Origin of the sequence: Streptomyces sp. URMC 129, from assembly GCF_051386415.1 — a bacterium.
In the GTDB taxonomy this organism is placed as follows: domain Bacteria; phylum Actinomycetota; class Actinomycetes; order Streptomycetales; family Streptomycetaceae; genus Streptomyces.
Window position 1 is genome coordinate 24,136 of sequence record NZ_JBPQTQ010000006.1, and the last position, 24,366, is coordinate 48,501.

Here is a 24,366-nt window from a genome sequence, read left to right on the forward strand (position 1 = left end):
ACAGGATGGGGCCGACGGCCGCCCGGACGAACCTCAGATGGCACCTCTGTGCCCCGTACCGGCGTGATGACCTGCACACCCGGCTGGATCAGCCGCCAGCACTACCGCACCGACACGGCCGGACCCGAAGGCGACCTGTTCGCCCGGGGAATCCTCGTCGCCTACGCCGCCACCGGCCGCCTGCCCTTCGGCACATGAGCCGCCGACGTGGTCGCGTACCGCGTCATGTCCGCCGACCCCGACCTCGACGGACTCCCCGAACCACTTCGTCGAAACGGAGTGGAACGTACCGACCGCGGACGACCGACCTGGCATTCGCCCACCCGCTCGGGCAGACGCGCCGTGGGCATCGTCCTGGCCTCAGGCGCCGTCATCGGCGGGTTGGTGGGCGGAGTATTCGCGCTCCAACCCGCCGAGACAGCAGCGTCGTCCCGCTCCGACCATCCGCATGCGGGCGTCACCGTTGTTACGAACTTTCGCCAGGCCACTGCCGTTCGTCGTCGGCCGGTGTCCGTACGGAGAGCCCGGAGCCAGCGTCCGTGGACGGTAACGAGGCGACGATCGCCACTTGGCGCGCGGCTCGTCGCGCCAAAGGCCGGGCAGAGTTCGAAACCGAGGCTGTACTTGGCCACGACTTCAGCCTGGAGTCGGCAAGGACCACGGCTGACGGGCAGTACGAGGTGAGCTTTGCTTCAACTCGCGCTCCGGCCTCGCGATTTGCGCGTCGCTGAGCCGGGGCCGCCCTGGGGAGCCCCTTGTCAGGACCCCGGCCTGCCCATGCTCACGGCATGCCCGGCGCCACCGTTCCGCCGATCGTTCGCTCTCGTTGATCTTCATCCGGCAACCGAGGCCCCTGCCGCTCACCACAGCCGCACTGCGGACACCGTACGATGTTTGATAGCCTAAATTTGTGATGCCCGAAACAGTCGAGCCAGGCGTTGTCGTGGCCGCCCTGGCGAAGATCGTCGAACAGGCCTTGCTGCGCGTGGAGTTGACGCTGTCTCAGTACCGGATGCTGTCCGTGCTGACGTCGGCTGATCCGCCGACGGCATCGCGAGTGGCGTGGACGTTGTCCGTGACGCCGGCGACCGTCACCGCGGTCGTGGACGGCCTGGTGGCCGGCAAGTACGTGCGACGTGAGCCGGATCCGGACGACCGGCGCAAGACCGCGCTCGTGGTCACCAGCTCCGGCCGGCATCTGCTGACCACGGCCAACCAGGAGATCAGCCGGAAGCTCGCCGAGGTGGCCTCGTTCCTCGACGAGGAGCAGGCCGAGCGGGCGATGAGCGCGCTGTCGCTGTGGCACGAGGCGATGAAGAGCGAAAAGCACGGCGAGTGGATCGCCCACGAGGGCGCAGAAAGGGGGAAAACCAGGTGAGCGAGACGTATCCGCCGCCGAGCGCGGCCATCGACCCCGATGCGAGCCGTTCCTGGCTGCGGAGAGCGTGGCCGCTGGTCCGGGCGCATCGGTGGATGTTCGGCACGGCCCTGGTGTCGTCCGGGATCAGCCTGCTGGTGGCCGTCCAGGTACCGACACTGATCCAGGACGCGGTGGACAACTCGATCGTGTCGGACAGGGTGCCGCTGTCGCACTACCTGTGGTGGCTGGCCGAGCTGACGGTGGTCATGCTGGTCGTCGGCTTCCTGTCCCGGCAGTTACTGTTCCGCACCGCGGCCAAGATCGAGTACGACCTGCGCAACATCACGTACGAGCACCTGACCACCATGTCGTTCGGGTTCTACGACCGGGTGCAGACAGGACAGCTGCTCTCCCGCGCCAACTCCGACATCCGCGCGGTGCAGATGTATCTGGCGTTCGCGCCGTACCTGCTGGTGCAGTGCAGCATCTCGGTGGTGGCGTTCGCGTACATGCTGGCGATCAACGTGCCGCTGGCCATCCTGGCCATGCTGCCGATGCCGCTGTTGTACGTGACCAGCCGGCGCATGCAGCGCTCCTTGTTTCCGGTGTCGTGGCTGATCCAGGCCCGACTGGCCGAAGTCGCGACCGTGGTGGACGAGAACGTCAACGGTGTGCGCGTGGTCAAGTCGTTCGCGGCCGAACGGAGCCAGCTGTCCCAGCTTCAGAAGGCCGCGGCGAACGTCCGCTGGGCCAATGTGAAGGACGCGGATCTGCGCGCACGGTTCACGCCCGCGGTACAGAACCTGCCCCGCGTCGGCATGGCGATCGTGCTGCTGTACGGCGGACACCTCGTCATTCAGGGGAGTATGGGCGTCGGCGCGATCCTGGCCTTCAACGCGTATCTGCTGATGCTCCAGGTGCCGTTCGAGGTGATCGGCAACCTGATCACGTTGGGACAGCGGTCGTCGGCCGCGGCCAAACGACTGTACGCGATTCTGGACGAGAAGCCGGAGATCGTTGACGCCCCGCGGGCACGGGAGATCACCGGGGCACGCGGTGACGTCCAGTTCGATGACGTCACCTTCGGCTACGGCGACGGCCCTGACGTGCTGCGCGGGTTCTCGCTGAGGTTGCGCAGCGGCGAGACGGTGGCGCTGGTCGGCCGGACCGGTAGCGGGAAGTCCACCGTGGCCAGACTTCTGTCGCGGTTCTACGACGTGCGCGACGGTTCCGTCACCGTGGACGGGCACGACGTGCGGGATCTGACCCTGCGCAGCCTGCGCGACACCGTCGGCATCGTGCTGGACGAGCCGTTCCTGTTCTCGACGTCGGTCCGCGGCAACATCGCCTACGGGCGGCCGGACGCGGACATCACCGACATCGAGCGCGTGGCCCGGCTGGCCGGGGCGCACGAGTTCATCACCGAGTTGTCCGACGGTTACGACACCGTCATCGGCGAACGAGGTTACACACTGTCCGGCGGGCAGCGGCAGCGCATCGCGATCGCCCGGACGCTGTTGGCCAATCCGGCCGTGCTGGTCCTCGACGACGCCACCAGCGCCATCGACGTCCAGGTGGAGCAGGAGATCCACGCGGGTCTGCGGACCCTGTTCGCCGGCCGGACGACGTTGGTCATCGCGCACCGTCCGTCCACGATCAGCCTGGCCGACCGCGTGGTGCTGCTGGACGGTGGGCGGATCGTCGCCGACGGTACACACACGGAACTGTTGGCAAGCACGCCGCTGTACGCGGAAGTGCTCGCCCAAGCGGACGAGCACAGCAAGGAACTGGGAGGTGTGGCGCGATGACGGTTCCCGGAGGTGGTGGCGGCGCGGCGTTCAATGGCGGCGGCCGGGCAACCGCGTCGGCTCACCCGTTCGCCGGCGTTCCGCCGGAGATGCGGGCGAGCGTCGACAAGTTGCTCGAGGCCGAGCCGGAACATGCCGAGTCCGAGATCGTCTTCGAGCACTCCCGGCCCGATCCCGACGGCGCCAAGCTGAATCTGCGGCGGCTGGTCCGCCCGTACTGGCCGATGGTGCTGGTGACCAGCGTGCTCGTGGGCGTCGAGGCGTTGATGTTGCAGGCCGGTCCGAAGCTGACCCAGATCGGCATCGACGACGGCATCATGGGGAAAGACTACGGCGCGTTGGAGCTGGTCGCGGGCCTGTACCTGATCAGTCTGGTGGTCACGGGTCTCACACAGGCCGCGCGGGTCAGGACGACCGGGCGGATCGCCGCTTCGGTGATGAACGACCTGCGGATCCGGGTCTTCACCCAATTGCAGCGGCTGTCGCTGAACTTCTACACCCGCGAGAAGGCCGGCGTGATCATGACCCGGATGACCAGTGACATCGAGAACCTTCAGGCACTGCTGCAGGAGGGCCTGGTGCAGTTCGCCATCCAGGGCCTGACCATGGTCACGGTCACGGTGATTCTGTTCACCTACAACGTGCATCTGGCGTTCATCACCATCGTGCTGGTGGTGCCCCTCCTGACCGCGCTGTCCCTGTGGTTCCGCCGGGCATCCGGCAAGGGTTACCTGCGGGTCCGGGACACCATCGCCGACGTGGTCGCCGACCTCTCCGAGAGCCTGCAGGGTGTTCGCATCGTCACCGCGCACAACCGGCAGCGGCGCAACACCGAACACCACCGGCAGGTCACCGGGAGGTACTACGACGCCAACGTGCAGACCGGACGGATCAACTCGATCTACACGCCCAGCACCCAGGTCGTCGGCGTCGCCGGGCAGGTCGCGCTGCTGGCCATCGGCGCCGGTATGGTCGTCGACGAGGACCTGACGATCGGCGAGCTGGTGGCGTTCCTGCTCTACCTGGGCGCCTTCTTCCAGCCCATCCAGCAGCTTGTGCAGCTGTACAACACGTACCAGCAGGGGCAGTCGTCGGTCGTGAAGCTGAAGGAGCTGCTGGGTACCCGGCCAGAGGTCGAGGAAGCCCCCGGAGCCGTCGACCTGCCTCGGGTCGAGGGTGAAATCACCTTCGACGACGTGACGTTCGGCTATCTTCCCGACCGGCCGGTGATCTCCGAGGTGACGCTGAACATTCAGGCAGGCGAGACGGTGGCGTTCGTCGGTCCGACCGGTGCCGGCAAGTCCACCCTCGCCAAGCTGGTCACCCGGTTCTACGACCCGGTCTCCGGACGGATCCTCATCGACGGGCGCGACCTGCGGGACGTGCGGATCGAGTCCCTTCGCAGGCAGATCGGCGTCGTGCCGCAGGAGCCCTTCCTGTTTGCCGGGCCGCTTCGGGACAACATCCGCTTCGCCGCCCCGGACGTCTCCGACGACCAGGTCTGGGAGGCGCTGCGGGCGGTCGGTCTGGTGGACGTGGTCGAGCGGCTGCCCGACGGTCTCGACACCGTCGTCCAGGAACGAGGCCAGTCCCTGTCCTCCGGCGAACGGCAGCTCGTCGCCCTGGCCAGGGCTTTCCTGGCCCAGCCCCGGGTACTGGTCCTCGACGAGGCCACGTCCAATCTGGACCTCCAGTCGGAGGCCAAGATCGAGGATGCCCTGGACGTGCTGCTGGAGAGCCGCACCGCGATCCTGATCGCGCACCGGCTCTCCACCGCCATGAAGGCTGACCGCATCGTCGTCGTCGACGAGGGCCGGATCGTCGAGGTCGGATCCCACGACCAGCTCGTCGCCGCCGACGGCAAGTACAGCCAGATGTACGCCACCTGGACCAGCCAAGCCGCCGGGGTCCACTGACGAACCTCGCGAGCCCCGCTCCCGGACGTGGAGCGGGGCTCGCGAGCCTCTTGGCCGGTACCCTGCGGTCAGGAATGTCCGAGGGGATCAACTCGGGTTCGGCCAGGGCAGATCGGTCTCGACCGGGATGTCGTACCCGACGCCGGGAACGTCGAAGCCGTACAGGGCACGGAACTGGCCGCGGAACCACGGGAGGTCGGCCAGCTCGGTGAGCGTCTCGGGGGTAATCGACCGCCAGCGTTCGGTCACGGCGGCCTGGACCGGCTGGGACAGCTCCCAACGGTCGAGGCGGATGCGGCCGGACTCGTCCAGGTCGGGCCGGTCCGCGGTGAGCTGATCCCACAGCTGGACCGACTGCTCGACGGGGGACGGGAAGCGGTCGCCCAGGACGCCGCGGAGCAGGCTGGCATAGAGCGGGATGCCGGGGGTGCCGGTCAACGCCTGGCTGACCGCAGCCCCGTTCACCGAGGCGTAAGCGCGGCCGCCCACCGCGGCCAACTGCTTGCTCAGGGCGTTCGCGGTGGCCTCCAGGTGCATCTTGGCCGCACCGATCGTGCCCTTGCGATAGATCGCCGAAGTCAACGGCGAGCCGATGTAGGTGAGGGCGACCGTGCGGAAACCGTCGCGCAGCAAGCCGCGATTGGCCAGCGCGGTGATCCAGCGGGACCAGTCCTCGCCGCCCATGACGCGCACTGTCGCGGCAGTCTCGGCCCTGGTTGCCGGAGCCAGGACGGCCTCGCGCAGCGACGCGGCGCCATCGTCGGCGAACTCCAGGTTCCAGGTGGTGTACGGCGCGCCGAGCGGCTTGATCACCGACCGGTGGGTGATGCCGCTCCGGGGATCGGTGCGCCGGGGCGCGGCCACGCTGTAGATCAGGTAGTCCACGCCGCCGAACCGTTTGGCCAGCAGGTCCATTGTCTCGGTCTTGGTGGTGTCCGCGAACGCGTCGGCGTTGCGGAACGAGAAGTCCGATCCGCACTCGCGGGCGATCGCCTCGGTGGCGATGGTGCGGTACCACCCGGCCGTCGCACTGCGGTGCCCGGCCGACCTCTCGAAGCTGATGCCCACGCCGTCGATGCCGTACCGCACCAGCCCGGCGATCGTGATCGCCAGGCCGTAGCCGCCGCTCGAGCCGATCACCAGCGCCGTCGGCCGCCGCTGCGGACGCTTCTCGGACGCCCACACTTCGGCCCGCATCAGCGCAACGCTGCGAAAGCATCCGGCCGGATGCGATTCGAGCAGCAGATAACCATGTCCCGTCGGGCTAACAACTCGTTCGGACACCGGCACCTCCGATCAGACGTCCACCACGACCTGTCAGGCGTCTCATTCGCATCTCCTCGGGTGTCGAGGCTCCTGCCGCATCAGGTTTCGAGCAGTGTCTGTTTGAGGTGCCGGGCCAGGTCGCTCGGTGTCGAGTGGTGAGACACCGACGAAGAATCCAGGTGCAGACCAGTCGCCGAATTCAGGCGGTTTCGCAGGGTCAGCATGGAAAGCGAGTCGAACCCGAGCTCGCTGAAGACCTGGCTCGGCTGCACGACCTCCGCCGACTCGAGCCCGAGTACCGCCGAAATATGTGTGCGGACCAGATCGGACAGCATTTCGTCCTGGTCGGCTTCCACCATCGCCGCAAACCGCTGACGTAGCGATGTCGTCGAGACAGCACCTCGGCTCACGGCGCGTTTGCCGGTGGTCCTGACCAGTGATCGGAACACCGGCGGTAGCGCCTTACCGGTTCTGGCCTGCCTGGCCAGCTCGGGCAGATCCAGTCTGGCCGGGATCAGCACGGGTTCGGTTGCGAGACAGGCGGCATCGAACAGCGCGACGGCCTCTGACGTCCCCAGAACGCCGACTCCCGCGATCCGGGTGCCGGACGGTTCGTCGCCCAGAGCCCAGGGCCCCCAGGCCAGCGACACGGTCGGAGCGCCGTTTGCCCGGCGTCGTCGGGCGAGCGCATCCAGTGCGGCCGCCGACGCGGCATCGACGGCGGTTCCGTCGCCGCCCACGGTTCCCGCGAACGACGAGCACAGGACGAGGGTGGTGGCCCCGGCCTCCCGTTCGAGAATCTCCGCGGCCGTGACCCTCGCGCGCACCGCCTCGGCGAGCGAATCCGGTGTCAGCGAGGCCGTCTGGTCGTTCGGCAGCGCCTCCGGTATGTGGACGATCATGCTCAGCGGATGCTCCGCGGAGAGACCGTCGATCAGCTCGCGCAGCGCCGCGGGGTCTGCCGGGTCGCATACCGTGGTGGTGACGGTGGCGTCCAGTGAGGGAACCTCGGCGCCGGTGAGCACGACATGGTGCGCGCCAGGTCCGGAGGCCAGGTGCCGCGCCAGTCGTTCACCGATCGCCGTGGTTCCGCCCGTAATCAGTACCGTGCCGGCGGAATTGTCGTGCTGCTCCGGGGCACTGGCCGGCTTGACCGGTGCGAGCCGCGGCACCCTGATCTTTCCCCTGCGCAGAGCCAGGTGCGGCTCGCCGAGCGTCACGGCCCTCGGCAGTACCCGCCACGACTCCTGGTCTGCGTCCACGTCGACGAGCACGAACCTGCCGGGGTTCTCCGCCTGTGCGGACCGGAGCAGGCCGGAGACTGCGGCGCCTGCGAGTTCGATGGCGGCATCACTGAACGCCGAGACCGCCGATGAGGTCAGGAACACCGCGGTCACGGAGGCGAGCGCCTCGGTCGCCAGGAGGGCCTGCACCTGGTGCCACGTCTCCCGCGCGGTGGCGGCAACCTCCCCGCCCTCAGCCACGGTGAAAACCAGATAGTCCGGCACCGCCTCGCCGGCTTCGGCCAAGGCGCCGAGTTCCGGGTACGCCTGGGTGTGCACACCCGCGGCCGTCAACCCCGCCCCGGCGAGTAGCGTGTCCGCGCCTACAACTGCCCAGTTCGCCTTGCGTGGCAAGGACTTCGCGTCGTGGTGGTCGACCCACGCCACTCGATACAGCGCGTGAAGTTGCGCAGCTTTCGCAGCCTGCAACTGCCCCGAGGTGATCGGGGTAATGCTGACTCCACCGACCTCGGCGACCGGGTCGCCCACACCGTCCGCCAGCAAGATCGACACCGACCCGGCGCGGTTCGGGCTGACCCGCCCCCGCAGGACGGCCGCGCCGATACCGTGCACGGCGACGCCGCGCCAGGTCGTCGCCAGCCCGGGGCCGTCGCCGCAAGCGGCGTGGAGTGTGGCGTCGAGCAGTGCGGGGTGGAGGTGGAAGGTGTCGGGGTCGGTGGGGAGTGTGATTTCGGCGTAGATGTGGTCGTTGTGGTGCCACATTTTCTGCAGCCCTTGGAATGTGGGGCCGTAGTGGTATCCGTGGGTGTCGAGGGTGTCGTAGGAGATGTCCAGGGGTTCCGCGCCGGGGGGAGGCCAGGTGGTCAGGTCCCAGTCGGCGGATGGTGTGCCGGTGTCGAGGATGCCGGTGGCGTGACACGTCCAGGACGTGCCGGTCCCGGTGTCAGGGCGTGCGTCGACGCGGATCGGCCGCGCGCCGTCAGCATCGGTGGGCTCACCGACCTCCACCCTCAGCCGCAAGGCACCGTGTTCGGGGATCAGGAGCGGTGTTTGCACGGTCAGCTCGCGGATGGTTCCGTAGCCGACCTGGTCGGCCGCGTAGAGGGCAAGTTCGATGAAGGCGGCGCCGGGCAGCACGGTGGTCCCGGCCACTTTGTGGTCGGCGAGCCAGGGGTGGGTGTCGGGGGAGATCCGGCCGGTGAGAACCGTGCTGGTCGCACCCTCGGTGACGGCGCCGAGCAGCGGATGGTCGGCGGTGGTCAGCCCCGCGTTGCTCACGTTGTGACTGGTGCCGGGTTTGAGCCAGTAGCGGTCTCGCTGGAAGGGATAGCCGGGCAGCTTGACGTGATGGCCGTCGTGATGGTGCGCGGCGGCGGCACCGGCTGTGAAGGCGTGCGCGGTGGCATGCAGGAAGCTGATCAGGTCACCGCTGTCGCGGCGCAACGTCCCGAAGGTCCTGGCGGAGGTGTCGGTGTCGGTGTCGTCGATCGTTTCCTGTATGCCGGTGACCAGGACGGGATGGGGGCTGGATTCGATGAAGGTGTTGTAGCCGTCTTCCAGCAGCAGCCGGGTGGTGGCCTCGAACTCGACGGGGCTGCGAAGGTTGCGGAACCAATAACCGGCATCCAGTTCGGTGGTGTCGATGCGTTCCGCGGTAACGGTCGAATAGAAAGGAATGCGACTGGATTGAGGACGGATCGGTGCAAGCAGATCCAGAATCCGGTCGCGAATCTGCTCGATGTGCGGGGAGTGCGATGCGTAATCAACGGGGATCCGCCGGGTGCGGATGCCCTCGGTGTCGAAAACGGCCTGAAGTCCGTCGAGAGCCTGGGCACTGCCAGAGACCACGGTGGACGCGGGCCCGTTGATCGCGGCGATATCGATATCGCCGTCCCACTGTTCCAGCCGGGGTCGTATCTGGTCGGCCGGCAGCGCGACGGAGACCATGCCGCCCTGTCCGGCCAGGACGCGAAGGGCCCGACTCCGTAATGTCACGACCCGGGCGGCATCCTCCAGTGACAATGCCCCGGCGACACACGCCGCGGCGATCTCTCCCTGCGAGTGCCCGACCACCGCGGCCGGACGAAGACCGTGCGACTCCCACAACGCGGCCAGCGACACCATCACCGCGAACAACGCCGGCTGCACCACATCCACCCGCACCAGCAAACCCGCACCCTCATCGGTCAGCAGAACCTGATGCAGGTCCCAGTCGACATGGGCGGAGATGGCGCGTGCGCATTCATCCAGACGCTCCCGGAATACCGGGGTCGTCGCATACAGGTCACGAGCCATCGCATCCCACTGCGATCCCTGCCCCGGAAACACCAGCACCGCCTTGCCGGTCCCGGCAACACCGGTCACCACATCATCCGAAGCATGGCCCTGGGCGAGGGAGGTCAGCCCGGCACGCAACTGCTCGCGGGTGGCACCGACCACGACCGCGCGATGCTCGAACGCCGTACGCGCCGCCAACGTCGCCGCAACATCCACCACCGACAGATCAGAATCAGCAGCCGCGGCGATCCGCTGCGCATACGCCCGCAACGCCTCCTCGCTCCGCGCCGACAACACCCACCCCACCGGAGCGTCCGCAGAAGACACCGGTGAGGACGACTGCGACGTTTCGGCCTGCTCCGTCTGTGGTGCCTGCTCCAGGATCACATGAGCGTTGGTGCCGCTGATCCCGAACGACGACACCCCCGCCCGACGCGGCCGCCCCGTAGAAGGCCACTCACGCACCTCGGTGAGCAGCCGGACCCCACCACCACTCCAGTCCACGTGCGGTGTCGGCTCATCAACATGCAGAGTCGGCGGCAGCACACCGCGTTGCAGCGCCTCCACCATCTTGATGACACCACCGACCCCGGCCGCCGCCATGGTGTGACCGATATTCGACTTCACCGACCCCAGCCACAACGGCCGCTCCCGCGAATGCTCCCTCCCGTACGTGGCCAGCAACGCCTGAGCCTCGATCGGATCCCCGAGCCTGGTACCCGTACCATGCCCCTCGACCACATCAACATCCGCACCAGTGAGCCCAGCGTTGGACAGCGCCTCACGAATCACCCGCTGCTGCGACGGACCGTTCGGGGCGGTCAGCCCATTCGACGCACCATCCTGATTCACCGCCGAGCCCCGCACCAACGCCAGCACCCGATGCCCACGCGCACGGGCCTCGGACAGGCGCTCCAGCACCACCAGCCCCGCTCCCTCACCCCAGCCGGTGCCATCCGCCGACGCGCCGAACGCCTTGCACCGCCCGTCAACAGACAATCCGCGCTGCCGGGAGAATTCCACCAATATCCCCGGCGAGGACATCACCGTCACGCCACCCACCAGCGCCAGACCACACTCACCACTGCGCACCGCATGAGCGGCCTGATGCAACGCGACCAACGACGACGAACACGCCGTGTCCACCGTCACCGCCGGCCCCTCCAGACCAAGGAAATACGCCACCCGACCGGAAAGGACACTCCCGCTGGAACCGGTGAGCACGTATCCGTCGACCCCGCCGTGCGGACTGTCCAGCCGCGGGCCGTAGTCACCCGCCATGGCCCCAATGAACACGCCTGCCTTACTACCGCGCAGCGAACCCGGCTCGATCCCCGCGTCCTCCAACGTCTCCCACACCGTCTCCAGCAACAACCGCTGCTGCGGATCCATCGCCAGCGCCTCCCGCGGCGAAATCCCGAAAAACCCAGCGTCGAAACCGGCGATGTCGTCGAGGAAACCGCCATGCCGAACGTAGGTCCGCCCAGAGGTCGACGGGTCCGGGTCGAACAGGTTGTCCAGATCCCAGCCGCGATCGCGCGGCAGCCCGGAAACAGCGTCCCGACCCGACCGCACAAGCTCCCACAAATCGTCCGGCGACGATGCGCCACCGGGAAACCGGCAGCCCATCCCGACGATGGCAATCGGATCGTCGGCGACGCTGTCGCCAGGTGCCCGGATGCTCACCGCGTCACCCGCATCGACATGTCCGGTGAGCTCCGCATGCAGATACGCCGCGAACCGGTCAGGGGTGGGATGGTCGAACACCAGCGATCCGGACAGGACCAGCCCCAGTTCACGGGAAAGCCCGTCGGTCAGCTCGACCGCGGTCAATGAGGTCAGCCCGAGGTCCTTGAACGACGTCGTGATGTCGACCGCGTCGTACCCCAGGACAACTGTGAGATGCCTGCGCACCAAGTCGAGCACGCCATCGCGATCGCGGGCGTGTGCCGACTCCGCAGTGCGTCCGGCTTCGGGCGCTTCACCGATCCAGTGCCGGCGGCGCTGAAAGGCATACGTCGGCAACGCGGCCCTTCGGCCGCCGTTCAGCAACGGCGTCCAGTCCACGACCGCCCCCGTGACGTGCATGATTCCGAGCGCCCTCAGCAGCGTACGGATCTCGGCCTGCCCGGTCCGCAGCGTGGACACCGCCGCCGAGGTGTGCTCGGCGAGGGTTTCCCGGGCCATGCCGGCGAGTACGGGGTCGGGACCGAGTTCGAGGTATCGGGAAACGCCCGCGTCGCGCAGGGTGCGGATGCCGTCGGCGAAGCGGACGGCACCGCGGATGTGGGCTCTCCAATAGCCAGGGTCGGTCAGCTCGCCCGGGTCGGCAAGCTGCCCGGTGAGGTTCGAGACGATCGGAATCCGAGGGGTGTGAAAGGCCAGACCGCCGATGGCGTCCGCGAACTCGTCGAGGATTGGGGCGAGTTGGTGGGAATGGAAGGCATGGCTGACGTTCAGGCGCTTGGTCTTCACGCCCCTGGCGCGGAAGGATTCCGCCAGCGCGAGCACCTCGTCGGCCTCGCCGGAGATCACGATCGAACGGGGGCCGTTGACGGCCGCGATGCTCACCCCGGAATCGGGTAGCAGCGCCCGCACGTCGCCCTCGTCCGCGTTGATCGCTACCATCGCCCCACCGGATGGCGCCGCCTGCATCAGCCGCCCGCGGGCCGCGACGAGCGTGCAGGCGTCCGGCAGAGACAAGACCCCTGCGACATGCGCCGCGGTGACCTCACCGATCGAATGACCGATCAGGTAGTCCGGACGCGCTCCCAACGACTCCACCAGCCTGAACAACGCCGTCTCCAGTGCGAACAACGACGCCTGCGTGTACCGGGTCTGGCCGAGCCGGTCCGGATCGGCCCACGTGATCTCCCGCAACCCGCCGCCCAGCAACGGATCCAGTTCCGCGAGCACCGCATCGAAGGCCTTGGCGAACACCGGGAACTCGGCGTACAGCTCCCGGCCCATTCCCGTTCGCTGCGCGCCCTGCCCGGTGAACATGAACGCCGTACCGCCCTCGGTGGCCACACCGGAGACGACGTTCGACGCGGGCCGGTTCGCCGCGAGCGCAGTCAGGCCATCGAGCAACTCGGCCGTATCGGCGCCGATCACGACGGCGCGGTGCGCGAACGTGGTGCGGGTGGTTGCCAGCGAGAATCCGATGTCGAGCGCACCCGGGTGGTCCCCTGCGGCGACATGACCGGCCAGCCGGTCGGCCTGGGCACGCAGTGCCGCCGCGGTGCCGCCGGACACCTGCCAGGGGATCATGCCCGTGTGCTCGGGACGGCTTTCCTCGACCGGCCGCGGATCCGGGGCCTGCGCAAGCACCAGGTGGCAGTTCGTCCCGCCCATCCCGAACGACGACACGCCGGCCACCCGCGGCCCGTCGCCCGGCCACTCGCGCAGCTCGGTGACGACCTCGATGCCCAGCTCGGTCAGGGGAATGTCCTCCGGCGGAGCGGCGAAGTTCACACTCGCGGGCACCTGACCACGATGGACCGCCAGCGCCGCCTTGATGAAACCGGCGACCCCCGCCGCCCCCTCCAAATGCCCCAGGTTGGTCTTCACCGACCCCACCAGGAGCGGCCGGTCCCGGTCGGCGAAGACCGCGCCCAGTGCCGCCGACTCCACCCGGTCTCCCACCGGTGTGCCGGTGCCGTGCAGCTCCACATAGCTCACCTCGCCGGAATCCAACCCGGCGTCGGACAGGGCCAGCCGCAGTACCTGCTCCTGCCCCGACTGGCTCGGCCGGGTCAGCTGCTCGCCTCCGCCGTCGTTGTTCACGGCGCCGCCGCGGATCACACACACCACGTCGTGGCCATGGGCTCTGGCGTCCGCCAGCCGCATGAGGACCGCCATGCCGGCGCCCTCGCCGCGCACGTACCCGTTGGCGCGTGCGTCGAACGTGTAGCACCGGCCGTCCGGCGACAAGGCACCGAACTCGTTCGCGGTCGCCGTTGACTCCGGCGAAAGGATCAGGTTCACCCCACCCGCCAACGCCCACGCCGACTCACCGCGACGTACGCTCTCGTACGCCTGGTACAACGCGACCAGAGCGGAGGACTGCGCCGAGTCCACCACCACACTCGGGCCGGTCAGCCCCAGAAAAAACGAGATCCGATTCGCGAGGATGCCGCGCTGGAGCGCGGACAGGGTGAAACTGTCGACCGCTCCCTCACCTTGGTCGTGTACCAGCGTGGCGTAGTCGTCCCCCATCGCGCCGACGAAGACTCCGACCCTCTCGCCACGTACCGCTGACGGCTCGATCCCCGCGCGTTCGAGGGCTTCCCACGCCAGTTCCAGCACCAGTCGCTGTCGCGGATCCATCGCCGCGGCCTCGCGTGGCGACACCCCGAAGAAGCCCGCGTCGAAGTCCGCGACCCCGTCGATCAGCCCGGCCCGGCCAACGTGCGGGCCGACGCTCGCGGCACGGTCGGCAGGGACCGCGCCGACGGCCTCCTGACCGGCCGAGAGCAGGTCCCAGTACTCCTCGGGCGAGTTCGCGCTCGGAAGGCGGCACGACAGACTGACCACCGCGACGTCGCCGTCATCACTCGATATCACGGAGTTCTTCGACATGGAGCGGGTCCTCACTCTGCTCTCAGAAGGAACGGGCCGGCACCGCCGGACGCAAACTTCGGCCACGGGCTATGAGACGAAGGTTGTAGTTGCGGCGCGCCGACATAATCACCGGCGTTGGACCTTCGCCCCGCAGCATTGCAAGCCGGGCAAGGGGACCGGCAGAGTCTCGATCGAGGGCCCGGTCCAACGATCATGAGGGGGAGGGATTCACTCGTGTTGCGATTCCAGGTACTCGGCCGTCTCAGCGTCACCAACGATTTCGGTGACTGCACGCCGACCGCGCCGATGGTGCGGCGGGTGCTGGGGCAGCTTCTCCTGTGCACCAACAGCATCGTGACGCTCGACGCGATCATCGACGAACTGTGGGGGGACAACCCGCCGAAGAGCGCCGTCCCCACGGCGCAGACCTACATCTACCAGTTGCGGCGTCAGTTCGAACCGTGGGTGCCCACCGACACTGTGGAGCAGATGATCGCTACCTGTGGCACCGGCTACATACTCCGGGTGAACCCGAACCAGCTCGACCTGGAAGCGTTTCACCAGCTCGCCAGACAGGGGCGCACCGCGCTCGCCGCCGGTGATCCGGCTGCGGCGGCGCGACTGCTCCGTCAGGCACTCGCCCTCTGGTCGGGACCGGCGCTCGCCGATGTGACGGCCGGCCCGGCCATCGAAGCACACGTCGTCCATCTCCAGGAGCAGCGTGCACACACCTTGGAACTGCGGATACAGGCCGACGCGATGCTCGGCAGACACCGGGAGCTCGTCGGAGAGCTGAAGGCCATGCTGCTGACCAACCCGTTCAACGAGTGGTACCACGCGCAACTCATCAAGGCGCTGGCCAGCATCGGCCGACGGCACGAATCGCTGCTCACCTATCAGAAGCTGCGCAAGACGCTGTCGACCGAACTCGGGCTCGAACCGTCCGAAGTGCTGCAAGAGTTGCACCAGGAGGTCCTTGCCGGGCGCGATTGCTGGTCGGATTGGCTCGCTCCGGGCACAGGGAGCTGAAGCAGTTTCGCAGCCAACAGTTGGGGCGAGGCGGCCGAATCCGTAGGTAGGGTTCGGCCGCCCGGACGCTATCGGCTGTGAAGTAGCCGGCCGCCGTCCACGACGAGGGTGTGCCCGGTGATCCAGGACGCTTCATCCGAGAGCAGGAACGCGACGGCGGCACCGACATCAGCGGGTTCACCGAGCCGCTTCAGCGGAATGGAGCCGATCACCTTGTCTTCTCTGCCCTCGATGTTCGCCTTGGTGAAATCGGTGAGCACGGTACCGGACGCAACACCGTTCACCCGGACCGCGGGCGCGAGCTCCATAGCCAGTTGCCGGGTGAAATGGTTGAGCGCAGCCTTGGCTGTCCCATAAGCGCTGCCGTCGGGAACAGCGAGCTTACTGCCGATCGAGGAGATGTTGACGATGGCGCCGCCATGCTCGCCAAGCCAGCCGCGCCAGGCCGCCTGGACCCAGGTCAGCGCGGACACCAGGTTGAGCTCAATGGTGCGCCGGTACGCCGCCAAGTCGGTCTCGACCAAACGGCGCCCCGCCCTCACCGCACCGCCGACGTTGTTCACCAGCAGATCGAGCGACCCGAACCGGTCTACCGCTGCCGCCACCGCGGCCTGCTGATGCTCGGGGTCAGTGGCGTCACCGGCGACGGCGAGGACCCGATCTTCGCCGAGTTCGGCGGCCGCCTCGCGCAGCTTGTCCTCGCTGCGCGCGGTGATCACCACCTTCGCGCCCCGCTCGACCAGCACACTGGCGATGCCGAAGCCGATGCCGGTCCGGCCGCCGGTCACGAGCGCCGTCTTGCCTACTAAGCTTGCCATGGTTATGAGTCCCTTTGTGGTTTCGTCATGTGTCGGTGTCTAGCGGGCAGAACGGTCTGTCCGATGTGGCCGAAGGCTCGCTGGCCGGCAGGGACCCAGGGAGGTCTTACCTACGGGGCGAATGAGGCCGCTGGCGGTGGCCTTGCTGACCGCGTCCAGCCTTGTGCGGGCGCCCAGCTTGCTAAAGATGGTGCCCAGATGGCGTTTCACCGTGCCCTCGGCGATAGCCAGTCGCCGGGAGATCTGCCGATTGCTCATCGCCATGCTCACCAACGTCAGAATTTCCAGCTCGCGTTTGGTGAGCGTGTCCGGAGAGTCCGCGGCCGAGGTGATACGGGTCAACGCCTCGGCGGACACGTGCAGCACGATGCGGCTGTCGTCGGCGCATACCGCACGGATGCTGGACACCACGTCGGTCCTGCTCACCGACTTGATCAGGTAGCCGCGGACGCCGCAGTCGAGCAATTGGCGTAACAGCACCGGATCTTCGACCATGCTGACGATCAGGATTCTGGCCCGCGGCGATACAACGCGGATGGCTTGCACTGTCGCTGTGACCGACTCGCCGCGAATATCCGAGTCGAGCAGCACGACATCGGGTTGTTCGGACTGGCAAGGCTCAATGCCGGATGCACCGCTGGCGGCGTCGCCGACCACAGTCATGTCCGGTTCCACTTCAAGCGCCTCGCGCATCACTTCGCGCAACAGCGTGTGGTCGTCGATCAGTACTATGCGCAGCTGACCGTTGTGGCCCTTTGACGTCATCCGTTCCACGGTGGACGACGATTCCTACAACGGTGCAATACTCGCAGAACCGTCCACGGGTGACTCTCTGTTGAGCAGTCGGATCAGCGCCGGACCAGACGCGAACTCGTTGCCATTCGCTATCACAGAGGCTGGGCAACCTCCCGCAGTACCGCCGGTGGTGTCGTGCCGGAAGTCGCGCACGCTCCGGCGACGCTCACGGAACCCGTCCTTGCGGACGATATCCGCCAGCCGAAGTATTTCTGGTAATTCCCGAACTGCAGAACCTTCCACTTTGCCCCCACCCCCAAGAAACCCCGCTGAACACTCACCTGCGGTATTGTCGCCAGGATTCTGCACTGTACGCGAAATGGATCAAGCTACTGCTTTGCTAAGTATACAGCAACCCAGAGGCGCGAGCAAACACGCAAATCACCCCATCCCCTGGTTCATCAGGCAGGTGTGATGTGTGCTCATACTGTGAGACCGAGTCAGGGCGTCGGCCGGGTGGTTGCGGTAGTGATCACGGGCGGCGGCGTCGTTGGTCCATCCGGCGAGGTGGTGAGGCTCATCGCTTGGCTGCGGAAGGTGGCCAGGGCCCGGGGCAGGCTGCCGGTGCAGGCCCGGCAGGCGTCCTCGCCGTAGGTCATGTCTCGAACCAAATGCCGGGCCTCGATGGCCCATTGGCCACGGACGCAGCGGGCGAGGGCGGCCGGATCGGCGATGGCGACGGGGCGGTGGTGACGCCGAGTTCGGCATCCGCCAGGGCCTGGGGTGGCGTGGGGGAAGCTCACCTGCCCCGGGGCCAGGGGCTGGACGCGCACGATACGGATCTCGTGGCAGCCTGAGTTGATCTCCTCGGTGCGGACTGTGGTGACCTGCGGGTTGTGGTCCCGTCCCAGTCGAGCGCGTCCAGTTGGGTGAACAGGGCGGCACGGTTCTGCTTGACGGGGAAGAGGCCGAAGGCGCCGCGGGAGTGCAGGTAGGGGGTGTGGTCGGCCACGGTGTGCAGAGCGTCCGCGGTGATCGCGCCGGTGATGTCGGCGATCAGGTCCAGGGCGGCGGTGAAGTGGAGAGTCTCGTGCGCCTCGTGGCGCATCTTCCGCTGGGCGAGCATCACCCCGGGGTCGACCTGCTAGACGCCGAGCAGGTGCAACTGCGGGCCCTCACTGTCGCGGGCGCCGCGGCGTCTTGCCGTCCACCACCAGCTCAGCACCGGCGCAGTGCCGGTGATGCCGGCGAGCGGGTCGGCCGTGTGGGCCTGCACGAGGGCGCCGGCGGCGGCGTCGAGCGAGTCGGGGCCCACCCGGGCGAGTGTGCGGGTACAGCATGGCGCCGGACGACCAGGCCGACCAGCCTCGGCCAGGCGTGCGTGGCCAGGTGAGAGGTGCGCGGGTCGAGCACGGTGCGGACCGCGTCCAGCAGCGACGGCAGGCGTTCCGGTGTACAACTCATTAGTCTGAAGCCAAGTTGGTCGACGAGTTGGCCTGTGCCGGGCAGTGTCGGGCAGGATGACATACGGGCGCGGCCTTCATGATCATGTCGAGTGGAATCAACGTGATCATGGACGGTCGCGCCCTTCGACGTCCATCCGACCCCCTGTCCAAGATCCGAGCACGCATCACGCCTGGCTCCTCAGGCGACCCTATTCGGGTAATTCGGGCGACCCCGATGCCAATTCCAGGCCCTCACCAAAGGAAAGTAAAGTTCCGACCAAAATCACCAGTGTCGGCCTGATGCCGCGAGATCGAAGACCTGCTGGAGCGGACGGCCGAGTCCGGGAGTTCGCAGACGAGGACCTATCGCTCCCACAAAGGCGCAGGCCACGGCATGCGCATCCCCGGTGAACACGGCCTGTCCCGCTTGTCACCAGCGCGGCATGAAGTCCGCTTTCCGGTCAACTCACCTCGGTATCCGAACGACGGTCGTGTACAGGTGGTTGGTGTCCATCTCGAATTCCGGATCGAGAAGCGTCTCCCGGATGGCAGCGAGGTCTGTCTCGGTCAGGTTGGTTTGATTCAAGAGGAACGGCTCCAGCATGAAGGTATGCAGCCGAGCGAGCGTCGCGGTTGGCGCTCCGCCCTGCCCCGGTGCCTGATAGTCCCGCATGGTGATGTCCCGATAGCCGGCGGCGGACAGCACGTCCGGGATACGCGACGCCCAGGCCAGATCCATACCCGTCTGCTCGCCCAGCTTGTGTACGCCGCGATGGTACTCCGCGAAGATGCGCGCCGTGTACTCGTCCACCGGCGACTTGATCAAGCTCTCGGAAGTGCAGGCACAGGACCAGTCTGCGATCACCAGCGAGCCACCCGGACGCAGGTGTGCGGCCAGCTTCACCGCGATGGCGTCCCTGTCGACCAGGTGCATCAACAACAACCGGGCGTGAATCAGGTCGAACTTCGGCTCCGGCCATGGGTCACTGGTGAGGTCATGGCGGATCGCCTCGATCCGTGGGTGGTCGGGCACGTGATGCGGCTTGAGGTCACTGGCCACCACCTGCCCGGTCACTCCTCCCCGGGCGGCCAGCCAGCGAGCGACCGAGCCGTCCCCGGTACCCACGTCCCAGCAGCGCCAGCCGTGACCGACACCCACCTGCTCGCCCAGGGTGCTGAACGTCTCCCGGTTGAGGATCTGGGCGAGCAGGCTCAGTTGCTCGGCCGCCGCCGGCGCTTCATTGTCGAAGCGTTGCTTGTGGCCTGTGTTGTACATGGGCGTCTCCTGTCGTTCGCGCGCGCCGAATTTCCCGCATTACTCGACTACCGAACCTGGGTCGGACCTACGGTTGGATCGACGCGGGCAACAACTCGTTGACCAATTCGACGAACTCCTTCGGTGTCGAGTCCTTGCCCGTTCCCTCCCCCGGCAGCTTGATCCCGAGTTCCCGCTCGACCAGGACCACTACCTCCACCATCGCGATCGAGTCGTAGCCGAGATTGACGAACGTGGTCTCGCCGATATCACCGTCGAGGTCGAACTCATCGTCCTCGCCCGCCGCACGCCGGACATAATCCACCAGGTCCGCCAGAGTAAAAGTTGCCATTGGTTGGCACGCCCTTTCCGCTCGTCCTGAAACCCAACATCGCCGGGGCCGCTAAACATTCGTTCGAGCCCCGATCGACGGCGACAATGCCTGGCCCAAGCCTCGAACGGGCCTCCATCAGACATGGCGACGCTGGCCAGATGCGAGCCCCTGAGTCAACCCATGGGAGAAGCCGATGAACCGCGAACTCTACGTCGCCGGCGCGAGTTCATGGCTGCCCGAGCGCATGACACTCGACGAGGCGGAACGAGCCGGCCTCGCAGACCGGGCGCGAGTCTGGAACACCGGGATCGAGTCGGTCTGTGTCTCGGCGGAGAAGTCGGCGCCAGAAATGGCGGTGCTGGCCGCATGCTCCGCGCTCGAACGCGCCAAGACCAAACCGGAGGACCTCCACCTGCTGCTGCATGCCTGCGCGTATCACCAAGGTCACGACATCTGGCCGTCGGCGTCGTACATCCAACGGTTCTCCGGCGCCGGCGCGTGTCCGGCCATCGAGGTCCGCCAGATGTCCAACGGCGGCATGGTGGCTTTGGAACTCGCGTCAGGCTACTTGATCGCACATGACCGGCCGACCGCGTTGGTCACCACGGCCGACAGGTTCTGCCTGCCCGGCTTCGATCGGTGGCGTAGCGACCCCAGTTCCCCCTTCGGCGACGGCGCCACCGCCGTGGTGTTGTCCACCCGCACCGGATTCGCCAGGGTCCGCGGTCTTGCCACGGTGTCCGCCCCGGAATTGGAGCGCGGTAGCCGGGGTGACAGGTTCAGCGAAGCACCGCTGGCCGAGGGATCGCCGATCGACTTGAACCTGAACGCCGACTTCCTGCGCGACCTGGGCCTGGAGACCTTGCTCCGCCGCATCGAAGCCGGGCAACGGGAGGCGTTCGACCGGGCTTGCGCCCAAGCGGACGTGAAACTCAGCGACATCGACTGGTACGTGTTGCCGAATCTGGGCCGTACCCGGATGCGAGCCCAGTTCTTCGACCCGTTCGGCATCGACCCACAGCGATCCACCTGGTCGTGGGGCAGGCAGGTCGGGCACCTCGGCGCAGGCGACCAGTTCGGCGGGCTGGCCCACCTCGTCTCCGAAGGCGCCCTGGAGCCCGGTCAAACGTGCGTACTGGCCGGCGTCGGCGCCGGATTCACCTGGACGGTCGGCGTCTTGGAGATCATCGGCACGCCATGAGCGCACCGCCAGGTGCCCGTACCGCCCACGCGGTACGGGCACCTGGCGGTGAGAAGGGGTCGCCCGGAAGGTCGCCGAGGTGGCCGAGTTCCTGGGCATCAGCGAGCAGACCATCCATGTCATGCGCCGCCTGCACCTGACCGACACCGGGCGGATGCCCGGTGTCCGCACCCACGGACAGGCCGAACTCGCCGCGGCCCGCAACCGGATCGCTGAACTGGAAGTCGAGCCAGCCAGGTGCTGCATGTCACGGAGTCCGGCTATCACGTCTGGCGAGAGCGGTCGCCCGCCGGCACCCACGGCTTCCGTCGCATGCACGCCGAACTCGCCCTCGGGTCAGGCGTCCACGGCCGTCACGGCGCGGTGGAACTGCTGATGCAGCGGGCCGCCTGTCCGGGAGCCGCGCCCGTCGGTCCAGGCCGGAAACATCGTCGGTCACCGACCTGGTCAACCGCGACTTCACCCGATATGACCGCGACCAGCCGTGGGTCGCCGATATCGCCGAACACCCCACGTTCGCGGGCAAGGCGTACAGCGCCGTCGTCTTGCGCTCCAGAGCACGCGCCGACCCCCGCACGAGCAGCCCGGCGGATCGCCGCCCGTTAGATCGCCGTCAACACCATCGCGGAGTTGACGCCTTGACCGCGAGCCAGCATCAACGCGGTGGACACGGTTGTTTCCCTCGGCTCACCGCGTACCAGGTCAAGCTGATCGGACCGGACCGGGTCGGTCACGTTGATGGTGGGCGGGATGACGCCGTGCCGCATGCTCAAGGACACGGTGGCCACGTCGAGCGCTGGGCCACCGGCATAAAGCCGGCCGGTCATCGTTTTGGGCGCGGTCACCGGAACTGCCCGCGGGCCGAACACGTGGGTGATGGCAGCGGCTTCGGCGCGGTCGAGCTCGGCGATGCCGGCCGCGTCCGCGAACACCACGTCCACTTCGCCCGGCGTCACGCCGGCATCCGAAAGAGCGGACTCAATCGCTCGGCGCAACCCGGGCTCCCGTGTCGAACCGGGCCGCGGGTCGAAGGTCGTGGCGTACCCGGCGATCTCGGCGTACGGCCGAACCCCTCGATCGCGTGCGTGTTCGGCGTCCTCGACAGTGAGCATCGCGCCGCCCTCACCGAGCAGGTAGCCGGACGCGGCGGTATCGAACGGCAGGTAAGCCCGCGTCCGGTCGGCCACGGTGCTCATCCGACCGGCGGCCAACTCGATCACCCATCCGAGCGGGCACATCGCGCTGTCCACAGCACCGCACATCACCACCGGCAGACCCTCGGACACGAACCTGCGGGCGTGCGCGATCGCGTCCAGCCCGCTCGTCTGTCCGGTCAGGACCCCGCCGGGACCGCACACCCCGTGCCGGATCGAGATCTGCCCCGTGTTGACCGCGTAGAACCAGGAGAACGACAGGTATGCACTCACATGATCGCTGCCGAAGCGCCAGAGTTTCTCCAACTCGCGCTGGCTGTACTCGAGCCCGCCGACAGACATGCCGGTGACGACACCAACCTGGTCGCTTGGTATGGCGGCCAGTTCGAGTTCGGAGTCGCTGACCGCGGCGTCCATCGCGATCAGCGCCAGCCGGGTGGCCTGATCGGTCTGCGGCACGAGCCGGCCGGAGATGTGCCTGCGGACGTCGTAGTCGGGCACCTCACCCGCCAGCTTGACCGGGTACTGTTCCGGATCGAACCGGGTGATCCGGTCGATGCCACCTCGCCCGTGCAGGACGGCGTCCCAATACTCGTCGGCGTCGAACCCGTTCGGCGCGACCACGCCGATGCCGGTGATCACCGCCCGGCGCAGTTTCGACGCCGTACGGTGATCATGGCCTGCGACTGCAGTGCCCATCAGTGTTCCCCTTTGGTCAGCACTATGGCGCTCTGGAAACCACCGAACCCGCTGCCGACTTTGAGCACCGTGCGCAGATCCGCGGGCCGCGCTGTCAGCGGCACGTAGTCGAGGTCCAGCTCTGGGTCGGGTTCATGCAGGTTGGCCGTCGGCGGAATCACCCCCGATTCGATGGCCAGCGCGCACGCAGCGATCTCAACCGAGCCGACCGAGCCCAACGAGTGGCCGATCATGGACTTGATCGAACTCACCGGCGTCCGGTACGCGTGCTCGCCGAGACTCCGCTTGAACGCGTCGGTCTCGTGCCGGTCGTTCTGGTCAGTGCCCGAGCCATGCGCGTTCACGTAGTCCACCTGCTCGGGTATGCGCTCGGCCATCCGTAGCGCCACCGCGATGGCCTTCGCCAATTCGGGACCCTCGGCCCGGAGCCCGGTCATGTGGAACGCGTTCGCGCGCACGTCCCACCCGCCGATCTCCGCATAGACGTACGCGCCACGCTTCCTGGCGTGGTTCAGTTCCTCCAGCACCAGCATCGCACTGCCTTCGGCAAGCACGAACCCGTTCCGGGTGCGGTCGAACGGGCGGGACGCGCCGGCCGGCTGGTCGTTGCGAGGCGTCGTCGCCTTGACCGCGTCGAAGGACGCGACGCAGATCGGTGATATGGGCGCGTCCGAGGCGCCAGCCAGCATGACGTCGGCGGAGCCTTCGCGAATGAGCTGTGCCGCATGGGACACCGATTCGATGCCCGCGGTGCACCCTGTGGACACCAGTGCCACGGGACCTTCCGCACCGACCTCCCAGGCCACCTCGGCAGCCAAGGACGTCGGGATGAGGTAGTTGTACATGTGCGGCACCGCGTACTCGTGGTCGAGGAGCCACTTGCTGCCGTTGTCGGAAAGAACCCCGTACTCCTGGGCCACGCTCATCGTGCCACCGATGGCGCTGCCGACGCTGGTCCCGGTGCGATGTGGGTCGATCTTGTCCACGTCGAGGTTGGCGTCCGCGATCGCTTCTCTGGTCGCCGCGACGGCGAGTTGCGCACCCCGGTCCAACCGCCGGATCTCCTGCGCGGAGAGGCCCTCCGCCACCGGGTCGAAGTCGCACTCGCCCGCGATCCGGGAGCGGAACCCCGATGGGTCGAACAGCGTGATGGTGCGGATGGCCGAGGTGCCGGACGAGATCAGCTCCCAGAACTCCTTGGCGTTCCTGCTGCCCGGGGCGCGCACGCCGATGCCGGTGATGACCACCCGGCGTTTCATCGT

18 protein-coding genes and 1 pseudogene are annotated in these 24,366 nt (G+C 67.6%); 7 read left to right on the top strand and 12 right to left on the bottom strand.

The window, feature by feature from the left end; all coding sequences use genetic code 11:
* Window positions 1-66 precede the first annotated feature (66 nt).
* Window positions 67-198 (top strand): hypothetical protein, encoded by a 132-nt coding sequence (locus ACSNOC_RS02610; RefSeq protein WP_436745546.1) that lies wholly within the window; start codon window positions 67-69, stop codon window positions 196-198.
* A 489-nt stretch (window positions 199-687) separates the two neighbouring features.
* On the opposite strand, the pseudogene ACSNOC_RS02615 reads toward ACSNOC_RS02610, so the two are convergent.
* Window positions 688-822, bottom strand: a pseudogene (locus ACSNOC_RS02615) (IS630 family transposase); the annotation flags it as partial.
* Between the two features lie 91 nt (window positions 823-913).
* Between ACSNOC_RS02615 and ACSNOC_RS02620 the strand changes: the two are divergent.
* The 3 genes from ACSNOC_RS02620 to ACSNOC_RS02630 are packed head-to-tail and all read left to right on the top strand — an operon-like array spanning window position 914 to window position 5,084.
* Window positions 914-1,378, top strand: a complete 465-nt coding sequence (locus ACSNOC_RS02620) for a MarR family winged helix-turn-helix transcriptional regulator (protein ID WP_436745547.1) — start codon at window positions 914-916, stop codon at window positions 1,376-1,378.
* Window positions 1,375-3,168, top strand: coding sequence for an ABC transporter ATP-binding protein (locus ACSNOC_RS02625; protein ID WP_436745548.1), 1,794 nt, complete (start codon window positions 1,375-1,377; stop codon window positions 3,166-3,168). Before ACSNOC_RS02620 ends, ACSNOC_RS02625 begins: the two co-directional genes overlap by 4 nt.
* On the top strand, window positions 3,165-5,084 hold the full coding sequence (locus ACSNOC_RS02630; RefSeq protein ID WP_436745549.1) for an ABC transporter ATP-binding protein: 1,920 nt from the start codon (window positions 3,165-3,167) through the stop codon (window positions 5,082-5,084). The genes ACSNOC_RS02625 and ACSNOC_RS02630 overlap by 4 nt, the downstream gene beginning before the upstream one ends.
* Before the next feature lie 87 nt (window positions 5,085-5,171).
* On the opposite strand, the gene fabV is transcribed toward ACSNOC_RS02630, so the two are convergent.
* Window positions 5,172-6,368, bottom strand: a complete 1,197-nt coding sequence (gene fabV / locus ACSNOC_RS02635; protein WP_436745550.1) for an enoyl-[acyl-carrier-protein] reductase FabV — start codon at window positions 6,366-6,368, stop codon at window positions 5,172-5,174.
* An 80-nt stretch (window positions 6,369-6,448) separates the two neighbouring features.
* Window positions 6,449-14,452 carry a type I polyketide synthase gene (locus ACSNOC_RS02640; protein WP_436745551.1) on the bottom strand — a complete coding sequence of 2,668 codons (8,004 nt, stop codon included), beginning with the start codon at window positions 14,450-14,452 and terminating at the stop codon, window positions 6,449-6,451.
* A 216-nt stretch (window positions 14,453-14,668) separates the two neighbouring features.
* Between ACSNOC_RS02640 and ACSNOC_RS02645 the strand changes: the two genes are divergently transcribed.
* Complete coding sequence (locus tag ACSNOC_RS02645; protein ID WP_436745552.1) at window positions 14,669-15,463, top strand: AfsR/SARP family transcriptional regulator; 795 nt, start codon at window positions 14,669-14,671, stop codon at window positions 15,461-15,463.
* A gap of 68 nt (window positions 15,464-15,531) precedes the next feature.
* Here the strand turns inward: ACSNOC_RS02645 and ACSNOC_RS02650 are convergent, their stop codons facing one another.
* The 7 genes from ACSNOC_RS02650 to ACSNOC_RS02680 form a co-directional block, all read right to left on the bottom strand.
* A complete protein-coding gene (locus tag ACSNOC_RS02650) occupies window positions 15,532-16,281 on the bottom strand; it encodes an SDR family oxidoreductase (RefSeq protein WP_436745553.1) in 750 nt (249 codons plus the stop codon).
* 39 nt (window positions 16,282-16,320) lie between these two features.
* The gene (locus ACSNOC_RS02655) at window positions 16,321-17,046 is read right to left on the bottom strand and encodes a response regulator (protein WP_436745554.1); all 726 of its coding nucleotides are present in this window, start codon (window positions 17,044-17,046) and stop codon (window positions 16,321-16,323) included.
* 470 nt (window positions 17,047-17,516) lie between these two features.
* The gene (locus ACSNOC_RS02660) at window positions 17,517-17,675 is read right to left on the bottom strand and encodes a hypothetical protein (protein WP_436745555.1); all 159 of its coding nucleotides are present in this window, start codon (window positions 17,673-17,675) and stop codon (window positions 17,517-17,519) included.
* 140 nt (window positions 17,676-17,815) lie between these two features.
* The gene (locus ACSNOC_RS02665; RefSeq protein WP_436745556.1) at window positions 17,816-18,142 is read right to left on the bottom strand and encodes a hypothetical protein; all 327 of its coding nucleotides are present in this window, start codon (window positions 18,140-18,142) and stop codon (window positions 17,816-17,818) included.
* An 18-nt stretch (window positions 18,143-18,160) separates the two neighbouring features.
* Entirely contained in the window at window positions 18,161-18,331 is a 171-nt protein-coding gene (locus ACSNOC_RS02670; RefSeq protein ID WP_436745557.1) for a hypothetical protein, read from the bottom strand.
* 596 nt (window positions 18,332-18,927) lie between these two features.
* Window positions 18,928-19,737 carry a methyltransferase domain-containing protein gene (locus ACSNOC_RS02675; RefSeq protein WP_436745558.1) on the bottom strand — a complete coding sequence of 270 codons (810 nt, stop codon included), beginning with the start codon at window positions 19,735-19,737 and terminating at the stop codon, window positions 18,928-18,930.
* 67 nt (window positions 19,738-19,804) lie between these two features.
* The gene (locus ACSNOC_RS02680; RefSeq protein WP_436745559.1) at window positions 19,805-20,068 is read right to left on the bottom strand and encodes a phosphopantetheine-binding protein; all 264 of its coding nucleotides are present in this window, start codon (window positions 20,066-20,068) and stop codon (window positions 19,805-19,807) included.
* A 175-nt stretch (window positions 20,069-20,243) separates the two neighbouring features.
* Between ACSNOC_RS02680 and ACSNOC_RS02685 the strand changes: the two genes are divergently transcribed.
* Together ACSNOC_RS02685 and ACSNOC_RS02690 are read left to right on the top strand one after the other, a co-directional pair.
* Entirely contained in the window at window positions 20,244-21,251 is a 1,008-nt protein-coding gene (locus tag ACSNOC_RS02685) for a ketoacyl-ACP synthase III family protein (protein ID WP_436745560.1), read from the top strand.
* Between the two features lie 79 nt (window positions 21,252-21,330).
* The gene (locus ACSNOC_RS02690) at window positions 21,331-21,627 is read left to right on the top strand and encodes a hypothetical protein (RefSeq protein WP_436745561.1); all 297 of its coding nucleotides are present in this window, start codon (window positions 21,331-21,333) and stop codon (window positions 21,625-21,627) included.
* 226 nt (window positions 21,628-21,853) lie between these two features.
* Here the strand turns inward: ACSNOC_RS02690 and ACSNOC_RS02695 are convergent, their stop codons facing one another.
* Both ACSNOC_RS02695 and ACSNOC_RS02700 read right to left on the bottom strand, forming a co-directional pair.
* Window positions 21,854-23,104: a ketosynthase chain-length factor gene (locus ACSNOC_RS02695; RefSeq protein ID WP_436745562.1), complete on the bottom strand. Its 1,251-nt coding sequence runs from the start codon at window positions 23,102-23,104 to the stop codon at window positions 21,854-21,856.
* Window positions 23,104-24,363: a beta-ketoacyl-[acyl-carrier-protein] synthase family protein gene (locus ACSNOC_RS02700; RefSeq protein ID WP_436745580.1), complete on the bottom strand. Its 1,260-nt coding sequence runs from the start codon at window positions 24,361-24,363 to the stop codon at window positions 23,104-23,106. The genes ACSNOC_RS02695 and ACSNOC_RS02700 overlap by 1 nt, the downstream gene beginning before the upstream one ends.
* Between the last annotated feature and the right edge of the window lie 3 nt (window positions 24,364-24,366).

Excerpts from the sequence above, each read along its gene's own strand:
- ACSNOC_RS02610 (WP_436745546.1), top strand. The coding sequence starts at position 67 with ATGACCTGCACACCCGGCTGGATCAGCCGCCAGCACTACCGCACCGAC.
- ACSNOC_RS02620 (WP_436745547.1), top strand. The coding sequence starts at position 914 with ATGCCCGAAACAGTCGAGCCAGGCGTTGTCGTGGCCGCCCTGGCGAAG.
- ACSNOC_RS02630 (WP_436745549.1), top strand. The coding sequence starts at position 3,165 with ATGACGGTTCCCGGAGGTGGTGGCGGCGCGGCGTTCAATGGCGGCGGC.
- ACSNOC_RS02640 (WP_436745551.1), bottom strand. The coding sequence starts at position 14,452 with ATGTCGAAGAACTCCGTGATATCGAGTGATGACGGCGACGTCGCGGTG.
- ACSNOC_RS02650 (WP_436745553.1), bottom strand. The coding sequence starts at position 16,281 with ATGGCAAGCTTAGTAGGCAAGACGGCGCTCGTGACCGGCGGCCGGACC.
- ACSNOC_RS02655 (WP_436745554.1), bottom strand. The coding sequence starts at position 17,046 with ATGACGTCAAAGGGCCACAACGGTCAGCTGCGCATAGTACTGATCGAC.
- ACSNOC_RS02660 (WP_436745555.1), bottom strand. The coding sequence starts at position 17,675 with ATGACCTACGGCGAGGACGCCTGCCGGGCCTGCACCGGCAGCCTGCCC.
- ACSNOC_RS02665 (WP_436745556.1), bottom strand. The coding sequence starts at position 18,142 with ATGCTCGCCCAGCGGAAGATGCGCCACGAGGCGCACGAGACTCTCCAC.
- ACSNOC_RS02675 (WP_436745558.1), bottom strand. The coding sequence starts at position 19,737 with ATGTACAACACAGGCCACAAGCAACGCTTCGACAATGAAGCGCCGGCG.
- ACSNOC_RS02680 (WP_436745559.1), bottom strand. The coding sequence starts at position 20,068 with ATGGCAACTTTTACTCTGGCGGACCTGGTGGATTATGTCCGGCGTGCG.
- ACSNOC_RS02685 (WP_436745560.1), top strand. The coding sequence starts at position 20,244 with ATGAACCGCGAACTCTACGTCGCCGGCGCGAGTTCATGGCTGCCCGAG.
- ACSNOC_RS02695 (WP_436745562.1), bottom strand. The coding sequence starts at position 23,104 with ATGGGCACTGCAGTCGCAGGCCATGATCACCGTACGGCGTCGAAACTG.
- ACSNOC_RS02700 (WP_436745580.1), bottom strand. The coding sequence starts at position 24,363 with ATGAAACGCCGGGTGGTCATCACCGGCATCGGCGTGCGCGCCCCGGGC.